Below are 9,891 nucleotides of genomic sequence, written 5' to 3' on the forward strand. Positions count from 1 at the left end.
GGTCGCGGCGGTGACCACGACGGCTACTACAACCGCGGCGGCGACCACGACGGCTACTACAACCGCGGCGGCCACCACAACGACTACAACCGCGGCGGCTACCGCTAGGGAGACGAGGACTGATACGACACCGGCAACGGCTCGATGCGCGGTCCCCGAAGGGCCGCGCATCGAGCCGTTTCAGCTGGGCCCGGCCTGACCGACGGGCCCGCTCAGCCCACCTGGCCCATGCCCGCCGCCTCCGGCCAGTTCTGCGCCTGGGCTCCGGACCAGCCGGCCGCGGGGGCCTGGGAGAGGCCGTCGGTGCCTCTGACCTGGGCCGCCGTGAGGCCGCCGCGGGCGGGGACGCCGGGCGGTGTGGGCCCGGTGGGCATCGGCCGCTGGGCCGGTACCGGAGCCGGGACAGGTACCTGCGGGGGCGGGAAGGACGCCGCGACGGGCATGGGAGCCGGAGCCGGTATCTGAGCCGGCGCCGCCAGGGGGTGCGGCATCTGCTGCGGGACGGGCTGCTGCGGCACAGCCGGCTGCTGCACGGGCTGCGGCATCTGCTGCGGCACCGGCGGGGGCGTCTGCTGCACCCCCGGTGAGACTGCCGCCGGCATCGGCATCCCACCGTCCGTGCCCACCGCGGCGGGGGACGGGGCGGCGGGGAGCGGCATGCCGATGCCGGCGGCCGGAGCGGCGGGGAGGCCCGGGGCGTGCGCACCGGCACCGGCGCCGATGGCCTGAGCGGCGAGGCCCTGGGTGCCGGCGCCGTTGGTCTCGCTGACCAGGCGGTCCACTGCCGCCGTGCCCGAGCTGTAGCCGGTCCCTGTGGCCTGCTCGGGCACGGCGGCTCCCCTCCTGGAGGTCCCGTAGAGCACCTGTTCCAGGCCGGACACCAGGCGACGTACGTCCACCTGGGGACGTACCACGAGACGCAGGAAGCGGCTGGACGAGCCGATCTTGTTGCCGCACTCGCGGACCAGGAGCCGGTGCTCGGTGAGCATGCGGTCCCGGACCACGGTGCCTTCGGCGCCCACGGGGAGGCGCACGAAGAGGAAGTTGCCCTGGGACGGGTAGACCGTCAGACCGGGCAGTGAGGAGAGCTGGCCGGACATGTCCATCCGGTCGCGGCGCACCTGGTGGAGGCTCTGCTGGTACTCGGTGCCGTGCTCCTTCAGCATGAACACCACGTGCTCGGCGAAGGAGTTGAGGTTCCACTTCGGCAGCATCGAGCGGATGCGGCCCGCGAGCGAGGGGTTGGCGACGAGGTAGCCGAAGCGGATGCCGTGCAGGCCGAAGTTCTTGCCGAGGCTGCGCAGGACGATGACGTTGGGGCGCAGCATCGCCTCCTGCACCACCGACGGTTCCACCTCGGCGTCGGCGAACTCCAGGAACGACTCGTCGATCACCACCAGGTCCAGGTCGGCCATCGCGTCCATGAACTGCACGATCGCGTGCTTGTGCAGGAAGCCGCCGTCGGGGTTGTTGGGGTTGCAGATCACCGCGACCTTCGTGCCCCGGGCCCGGATGAACTCGGCGTACTGGGCGAGGTCGAGGGCGAAGCCGCCGGACTCCTGGAGCGGGAACATGTCGACCCGCTTGCCGGTCTCCATGGGCTGGTCGGTCCAGCGGCCGAAGGTGGGGACGGGGACGGCGAGGGACTCGCGGACCAGCAGGTGGTCGATCCAGGTGATGAGTTCGGTGGAGCCGTTGCCCATGGCCACGCACTGCGGAGGGAGTTGGAGCAGGCTGCACAGCTCGGCCGTGATGGTGTCGGCGCTGCTCGGGTAGTACGTGATGATGTCGCGCAGCCGGACCGCCATCTCCTCGAACATGGCGGGAGTGGGGAAGTACGGGTTGCACGGGATGCAGAAGTCCACCGGACCGGCCCCGTCGCTCTCGCGCGCCAGCGCAGCCATCGACGGGCTGTGCGCCGCGTTGCTGCGGAACAGCGAGGTGACGTCGGCCATGGAACCTCCGGGGACGGCGGGCCCGCCAGGGACGTCGTGGGCCCGTCATGCGTGGATGGCCCGCGCGGGGGAGCACGGGCCACCCGTACATACGGAAGGGGGCATGGCGCTGTTCAACCGGTGTGAAAAAACTGTGACGGAGTGAACCCGGGGCGCGTGAGGTGCGTTACGCCCCGCGCCGGACACTGGACGAGCCCGCCTACGAACCGACCTTGCGCTTGTTCCACACGTCGAAGCCGACCGCCGCCAGGAGCACCAGGCCCTTGATGACCTGCTGCCAGTCGGTGCCGATGCCGACGAGGTTCATGCCGTTGTTCAGCACGCCCAGGACCAGGCCGCCGATGATCGCGCCGAGCACGGTGCCGACACCGCCGCTCATCGACGCGCCGCCGATGAACGCGGCCGCGATCGCCTCGAGTTCGAAGTTGAGGCCGGCCTTGGGAGAGGCCGCGTTGAAGCGGGCGGCGAAGACCAGACCCGCCAGGGCCGCGAGCATGCCCATGTTCAGGAAGACCAGGAACGTGACCTTCTTGTCCCGCACACCGGACAGCTTGGCCGCCGGCAGGTTGCCGCCGATGGCGTAGATGTGACGGCCGATGACGGCGTTGCGCATCACGTAGCCGAAGCCGACGAGCAGCGCGCCGAGGATCAGCAGCACGATCGGGGCGCCCTTGTAGCTGGCGAGCAGCAGCGTGAGGGTGAGGATGGCGGCGGTGAGCGCCACCAGCTTCAGCAGGAACAGCTTGGCGGGCAGGACGTCGAGGGCGAACTCCTGCTGGCGGCGCCGGTCACGGACCTCCTGGAGCACCACGAGCGCGATCAGTCCGAGGCCGAGCAGTAGGGTGAGGTTGTGGTAGTTCGTCTCCGGGCCGACCTCGGGCAGGAAGCCGTTGGCGACCTTCTGCAGCCCGCGCGGGAACGGGCCGAGGGTCTGGCCCTCCAGGAAGATCTCGGTCAGACCGCGGAAGGTGAGCATGCCCGCCAGGGTCACGATGAACGACGGTATGCCGCCGTACGCGATGAACCACCCCTGCACGGCGCCCGCGACGGCCCCCACGGCCAGGCACAGCACCACCGCCATCGGCCAGGGGATGTCGTTGCGGACCATGAACACCGCGGCCATCGACCCGACGAACGCCGTCAACGAGCCGACCGACAGGTCGATGTGGCCCGAGATGATGACCAGCATCATGCCGATCGCGAGGATCAGGATGTAGCTGTTCTGCAGCACCAGGTTGGACACGTTGCGCGGCAGGATCAGGTCGCCGTCGGTCCACACCGCGAACAGCGCCACGATCAGGCCGAGGGCGAACAGCATGCCGTACTGGCGCATGTTGCGGCGCATGCCGTCCAGCATCAGCCGGAGCAGGCCGTCACCGGTGCCCGCCCCGCTCTTGCCCGGCGGCGCGGCGGCCGGGGTCTTGTCGGTGACATCCGTGCTCATCGGGTTACCTCTTCGTCCTTCTTGTCCTGCTTGTCCTTCGTCATTCGGCGCATCAGCGATTCCTGGGAGGCCTCGGCCCGCGAGAACTCCCCGGTCAGCCGCCCTGCGGCCATCGTGTAGATGCGGTCGCACATGCCGAGCAGTTCGGGCAGTTCGGAGGAGATGAAGACGACCGCCTTGCCCTGTGCGGCCAGTCGGTCGATGACCGTGTAGATCTCGTACTTGGCGCCGACGTCGATGCCGCGGGTCGGTTCGTCCAGGATCAGCACCTCGGGGCCCGCGAAGATCCACTTGCTGAGGACGACCTTCTGCTGGTTGCCGCCGGACAGCTTGCCCACCGGCTCGAAGACGGTCGGCGCCTTGATGTTCATGGACGTGCGGAAACCCTCGGCGACCCGGCGTTCCTCGTGCTCGTCCACGACGCCCCGCCTGGCGACCTTGCCCAGCGCGCTGAGCGAGATGTTGCGGTTGATGGTGTCGATGAGGTTCAGGCCGTAGTGCTTGCGGTCCTCGGTGACGTACGCGATGCCGTGCCGTACCGCCTCGGGGACGGTCTTCGTACGGACCTCCCGGCCGTCCCGGAGGACCGTGCCGGCCGCGTGCCGCCCGTAGGCGCGGCCGAAGACGCTCATCGCCAGCTCGGTGCGGCCGGCGCCCATCAGACCGGCGATGCCGACGATCTCGCCGCGCCGGACCTCCAGGGACACGTCGTCGACGACCTTGCGCTGCTGGTCGATGGGGTGGTGCACGGTCCAGTTGCGGATCTCGAGCGCCGGGGCCGTGCCCTCCTCCGGGTGGTGCGGGGTCCGCTCGGGGAAGCGGTGCTCCAGGTCGCGGCCGACCATGCCGCTGATGATCCGGTCCTCGGTGGTCCGGGCCGCCTTCACGTCGAGCGTCTCGATGGTCCGCCCGTCCCGCAGGATCGTCACCGAGTCGGCGACCTTGCGGATCTCGTTCAGCTTGTGCGAGATGATGATCGACGTGATGCCCTGTTCCTTCAACTGGAGGATCAGGTCGAGCAGTTTGCCGCTGTCCTCGTCGTTGAGCGCCGCGGTCGGCTCGTCGAGGATGAGCAGCTTCACCTTCTTCGACAGCGCCTTGGCGATCTCCACCAACTGCTGCTTGCCCACGCCGATGTCGGCGACCCGGGTCTCGGGGTGGTCCTCGAGCCCGACCCGGCGCAGCAGTTCGGTGGCGTGCCGCAGCGTCTCGTGCCAGTCGATGCGGCCGCGCCTGGTGTGCTCGTTGCCGAGGAAGATGTTCTCCGCGAGGGAGAGGTACGGCACCAGGGCCAGTTCCTGGTGGATGATGACGATGCCGCGCTGTTCACTGGCCCTGATGTCCTTGAACCGGCAGACCTCCTCCTCGAAGAGGATCTCCCCTTCGTAGCTGCCGTGCGGGTGGACGCCGGAGAGGACCTTCATCAGGGTCGACTTGCCGGCGCCGTTCTCGCCGCAGATGGCGTGGACCTCGCCCCGCCGGACGGTCAGTGTGACGTCCGACAGCGCCTTGACGCCGGGAAAGGTCTTGACGATCGAGCGCATTTCCAGGACGGGTCCCGCCATGGTCGTGCCTTCCAGTCAGTGGTGGATCAATCGGTGGCGGCGGTTACTTGAGGTCGCTCTCCTTGATGTAGCCGGAGTCGACGACGACCTCCCGGTAGTTCTCCTTGTCCACGGCGACCGGCTCCAGCAGGTAGGCCGGCACGACCTTCGCCCCGTTGTCATAGGTCTTGGTGTCGTTGACCTCGGGCTCCTTGTCGTCGAGCAGCGCGTCGACCATGTTCGTGGCGACCTCGGCCAGCTCACGGGTGTCCTTGTAGACGGTCATCGACTGCTGGTCGGCGATGATCGACTTCACCGAGGCGACCTCGGCGTCCTGGCCGGTGACGATCGGCAGCGGCTTGCTCTTGGAGCCGTAGTCGTCCGACTTCAGGGCGGACAGGATGCCGATGGAGATGCCGTCGTACGGGGAGAGGACCGCGTCGACCCGCCCGCTCTTGTAGGACGAGGTCAGGATGTCGTCCATGCGCTTCTGGGCGGTGCCGCCGTCCCAGCGCAGGGTGGTGACCTGGTTGAGTTCGGTCTGGCCGGACCGGACGACGAGCTGCTTCTTGTCGATGTACGGCTTCAGGACGTTCATCGCGCCCTGGAAGAAGTAGCGGGTGTTGTTGTCGTCGTTGGAGCCGGCGAACAGCTCGATGTTGAACGGCCCCTTCTCGCTGCCGTCCTTCAGGCCGAGCTTGTCCAGGATGTAGCTGCCCTGGAGTTCGCCCACCTTCTCGTTGTCGAACGAGGCGTAGTAGCCGACGTTCTCCGTGCCGAGGATCAGACGGTCGTAGGAGATCACCGGGATGTCGGCGTCCTTGGCCTGCTGCAGCACGTTGTTCATCGACTTGTTGTCGATGGCCGCGACGATCAGCGCCTTCACGCCCTGCGTGATCAGGTTCTCGATCTGCGCGACCTGCTGGTCCGGGTCGTCCTCGCCGTAGACCAGCTTGGTCTTGTAGCCCTTGGACTGCAGGTCCTTGACGACGTTGTTGCCGTCGGCGATCCAGCGCTCGGAGGACTTGGTCGGCATCGCGATGCCGATGGTCGCTCCCTCGGAGTCTCCCTTGTCCTCCTCGCTGCCGCCCTCGCTGTTCTGGCCGCAGGCGGACAGGGTGAGGGCGAGCGAGGCGGCGGTGGCCACGGCGGCGAGGGCGGCTCTGCGGTTACGCATGATCATCATCCTTGAGGTGTGTGCCGGGGCGGTGACGCGGGGGCCGGTACAGAGGTGCGACGTCGCTTCCGGGGCGGGTGTCTGACGAGAACCGAGAAAGGGGTGTGTGGGATTGTGCGCGACTGTGTCTACTTCTGTGAAGTCGAGTTTCCGGAACGTTATGACGGGGCGTCGAACCGGCGCAGATCGCCCGGAAGCCGCGAACCGAGGGGCGCCATGTCGCCGTCCGCGCCGTGGCGGGCGAGCAGATCCAGGGCGAGCCGGCCGCGCCGCACCCGCTCCTTCGCGGTGGCCAGGGTGAGCTCCCGCATGTGGTGCCCGTACGGATAGATCCCGGGCGCCTTGGCCAGGCCGAACTTCAGATACAGCGGCGCGCCGCGCCGGATCAGCTCCGCGACCTCGTACATCCGCACGTAGCCGCCGAGGTCGTCGGGGGCCTCGATGTACATGTCCATCGGAGTGGCCGAAACCCGTCGTATCTCGGTGAGGTGATCGAGCGTCAGGTCGCTCGGCACGTTGATCGAGTCGGCGCCGAGCCGCTCGTACACCGCGTACGAGGCCGGGTTCACCGGCCCGACGAGCGCCGAGACCTTCAGTGTGGTGTCGGCGGGGATGATGCCGGCCGCCCGCGCCCGGTGCAGCGTCCACAGCACGCCCTCGTCGGCGACGAGCAGGCACTTCACGCCCGACTCCGTCGCCCGGAGGGCGTCTTCGACGCACCCGGCGACCGCGTCGTGGCCCCGGGCGCGCAGTCCGGCGCCCTGTGAGTCGGTGCGGGTGGAGCCGCCGATGTCCCAGGTGCCGCGCGGACCGGTGAACAGACAGAGCTCGATGTCCCGTTCGGCCGTGGCGTCGACCATCTCGGTGAGTTCGGCGTCGGTCAGCATCCACACGCCGCTGCCCTGGCTGATCCGGTGGATCGGCACGTCCAGCCGGGACGCCTCCTTCAGGACCACCGCCAGCGCCTCGGGCCCCTCGCAGGAGGGGACCTCGGTGCGCCAGCGGCCCCCGCCGGGGAAGGAGTGCGGCGAGGCGTCGGCGGGGTCGGCGGCGGGAGCGCCGAGGCCGAGCGCGGTGAGCGCCTGCTCACCGGGCCTGCGGGGCGCCTTGGCGGAAGCGTCGGTCACAAGATGTCCTTTTGTTCGGTGGGTCGGACGAGGTTCGCGGCCCGGGGCGGGGCGGGCATCTGCGGCTACGGGGGAGGTGAGGGGTGAAGGGGGACGAAGAGGGGCGGAAGGGGGCGGGTCGGCTGTGGGGCCGTCAGGCCGCCCCGCACCCGGCCCACCCCCCGGTGGTTGTCGGGCCTACGGGCGCAGCAGGACCTTGCCCACCCCGGGATCGCCCGACCCCACCAGCTCGATGGCCCGGGAGAACTCGGCCAGCGGCAGTTCGTGCGTGACCAGGGGCAGCGGGTCGAGCAGCCCGGCGGCGAACACCCGCACCGTGTGCGCCCAGGCGTCCGGCGCCGCCCCGAAGACGGTCTGCACCTCCAACTGCCGTACCACCAGGTCCGTCGGGTCCAGTCCGTCCGCACCCGGCGCCGGGATGCCCGTCAGGACGAGCCGCCCGCCGCGCCGGAGCAGCGCGGCCGCCGTACGGGCGGCGTCGGCGGACCCGGCGGTCTCGATCACGACGTCGAAGTCGTCCGGGAGTTCCCGGTCCTTCGTACGGAAGTCGGTGGCGCCGTACCGCCGGGACAGTGCCGCACGGTCGTCCCGGCTGCCGACGACGAGCAGTTCGGCCGGGGAGTTCGCGCGCAGGAACTGCACCGCGAACATGCCGAGGGTGCCCGTACCGACCACGGCGACCCGCTCACCGGGCACGGCGTTCGCCTTGAGCGCGGCGGCGGCGATGCAGGCCGCCGGCTCCAGCAGTGCCGCCGCGGTGAGGTCGGCGTCGTCCGGCAGGACGTGCAGCAGGCGGGCCGGGAGGGTCAGCGTGGCGGCCATCGCCCCCGGCCGGGTGAACCCGGTCTCCTCGTACCCCGCCGAGCACAGCGTCGTCTCACCGGCGTGACAGCGGTCGCACACCTGGCAGTTGCGGAAGCCCTCACCGACGACCTTGCGGCCGGTGAGCGAGGCCGGCACTCCCGCGCCCACCCGCAGCACGGTCCCGGACCACTCGTGGCCCGGGGTGAGCGGGTAACGCACGTACCCCTCGGGCCGGTTGCCCTGGTACACCTCGCGGTCGCTGCCGCAGACGCCGGTCGCGTGCACGCCGACCAGCGCCTCGCCGGGGCCGGGGTCGCGCGGCTCGTGCGCGACGAGACGGTGCGCGCCGGGTCCTTCGACGACGACGGCGAGCGAGCCGGCGGCCGAGGCGGGCCCGCTCGTGCGCGCGGTCACTTCGTGCCCTTGGGCTTGCGCTGCTCCCAGCCCTCGGCCCACAGGTCGAACCGGGCCTGCTGCTGCGGGAATTCGGCCGCCGCGTCGACGTCCAGCTCCACACCGAGCCCGGGGGCGTCGGAGAGGTGGAAGCAGCCGTCCTCCGGGTTCACCTGCGGGGCGCCCTTGACGACCTTCTTGATCTCCGCGTCCGCGAAGTCGTTGAAGTGTTCCAGGATCTTGAAGTTCGGTGAGGTGAAACCGACCTGGAGGGACGCGGCGGTCAGGACGGGACCGCCGACGTTGTGCGGCGCGACCAGCATGTAGTGCGTCTCGGCGGTCGCCGCGAGCTTGCGCGTCTCCCAGATGCCGCCGAGGTGGCCGACGTCCGGCTGCAGGATGTCGACGGCCTGGCTCTCGAACAGCTCACGGAACTCGATGCGGTCGTGGATGCGTTCGCCCGTGGCGAGCGGGATGTCGACCTTGGCGGCGACCTTCTCCAGCGCCTTGAGGTTCTCCGGCGGGACCGGCTCCTCCAGCCAGGCCGGGTCGAACGGCGCGAGTTCCCTGGCGAGGCGGACGGCGGTGGCGGGGGAGAAGCGGCCGTGCATCTCCAGCATCAGCTCGGTCTCGGGCCCGACGGCGTCGCGGACCGCCTCGATGAGGGAGACCGCGTACAGGCTCTGCCGGTGGTCGAGTTCGAAGTGGCCGGTGCCGAACGGGTCGATCTTCAGGGCCCGGTAGCCGCGCTCCACCACCGACCGCGCGGCCTTGTGGTAGGCCTCCGGGGTGCGCTCGGTGGTGTACCAGCCGTTGGCGTAGGCCTTGACCCTGTCGGTCACCTTTCCGCCGAGCAGTTGCCACACGGGCACGCCGAGGGCCTTGCCCTTGATGTCCCAGCACGCCATCTCGACGACGGCGATGCCGGACATCACGATCTCGCCGGCGCGGCCGAAGTCGCCGTACTTCATGCGGCGGACCAGGTCCTCCACGGCGAAGGGGTCGCTGCCGAGGATGTGGTTGGCCTCCGCCTCCTTCAAGTAGCCCAGCAGGGCGTCGGTGTGCCCCAGCATCCGGGTCTCGCCGACCCCCGTGAGCCCCTCGTCGGTGTGCACCTGGACGTACGTCAGGTTGCGCCACGGCGTCCCGACCACGTGTGTGCTGATTCCGGTGATACGCACGGCGGTTGCCCCTCGCTGCGTTGTGGACCCTGTTCTCGCCAGTGTCGTCAGTGTCTTCTTCGGTGTCTTCGCGGCACCGTCGACGGCTGTTCGATATTTCGACACACGTTCGAAATGTTGGCGTGACAGTAAGGACGGGGTGGCGGGGGTGTCAATGGGGCGCGCGCACAACGGTTTCGGCAGTTTCGAAACCATTGAATCCTTCTCGGTAACCATTCGTGACGTTTCGTGATCTTCGTTCAGGTGGTGCGGCCGTGTTCGAGCTG

The 9,891-nt window shown here is 69.5% G+C and carries 7 protein-coding genes; all 7 read right to left on the reverse strand.

Annotated elements, in window-relative coordinates; translation table 11 throughout:
* Positions 1 to 212 precede the first annotated feature (212 nt).
* The 7 genes from JL475_RS29095 to JL475_RS29125 all read right to left on the reverse strand — a co-directional run bounded on the left by JL475_RS29095 (position 213) and on the right by JL475_RS29125 (position 9,625).
* Positions 213 to 1,955 (reverse strand): histidinol-phosphate transaminase, encoded by a 1,743-nt coding sequence (locus tag JL475_RS29095; RefSeq protein ID WP_202280948.1) that lies wholly within the window; start codon positions 1,953 to 1,955, stop codon positions 213 to 215.
* A 199-nt stretch (positions 1,956 to 2,154) separates the two neighbouring features.
* Entirely contained in the window at positions 2,155 to 3,399 is a 1,245-nt protein-coding gene (gene mmsB, locus JL475_RS29100) for a multiple monosaccharide ABC transporter permease (protein ID WP_202280949.1), read from the reverse strand.
* On the reverse strand, positions 3,396 to 4,964 hold the full coding sequence (gene mmsA / locus JL475_RS29105) for a multiple monosaccharide ABC transporter ATP-binding protein (protein WP_202280950.1): 1,569 nt from the start codon (positions 4,962 to 4,964) through the stop codon (positions 3,396 to 3,398). The genes mmsB and mmsA overlap by 4 nt, the downstream gene beginning before the upstream one ends.
* A 43-nt stretch (positions 4,965 to 5,007) precedes the next feature.
* Positions 5,008 to 6,120: a multiple monosaccharide ABC transporter substrate-binding protein gene (gene chvE, locus JL475_RS29110; RefSeq protein WP_202280951.1), complete on the reverse strand. Its 1,113-nt coding sequence runs from the start codon at positions 6,118 to 6,120 to the stop codon at positions 5,008 to 5,010.
* A gap of 158 nt (positions 6,121 to 6,278) precedes the next feature.
* Positions 6,279 to 7,247 carry a hypothetical protein gene (locus JL475_RS29115; protein WP_202280952.1) on the reverse strand — a complete coding sequence of 323 codons (969 nt, stop codon included), beginning with the start codon at positions 7,245 to 7,247 and terminating at the stop codon, positions 6,279 to 6,281.
* A gap of 177 nt (positions 7,248 to 7,424) precedes the next feature.
* Complete coding sequence (locus JL475_RS29120; protein WP_202280953.1) at positions 7,425 to 8,465, reverse strand: zinc-binding dehydrogenase; 1,041 nt, start codon at positions 8,463 to 8,465, stop codon at positions 7,425 to 7,427.
* On the reverse strand, positions 8,462 to 9,625 hold the full coding sequence (locus tag JL475_RS29125; RefSeq protein WP_202280954.1) for a mandelate racemase/muconate lactonizing enzyme family protein: 1,164 nt from the start codon (positions 9,623 to 9,625) through the stop codon (positions 8,462 to 8,464). Before JL475_RS29125 ends, JL475_RS29120 begins: the two co-directional genes overlap by 4 nt.
* Positions 9,626 to 9,891: the final 266 nt, after the last annotated feature.

The sequence above is a fragment of the Streptomyces sp. M2CJ-2 genome (genome assembly GCF_016757295.1).
In the GTDB taxonomy this organism is placed as follows: Bacteria; Actinomycetota; Actinomycetes; order Streptomycetales; family Streptomycetaceae; genus Streptomyces.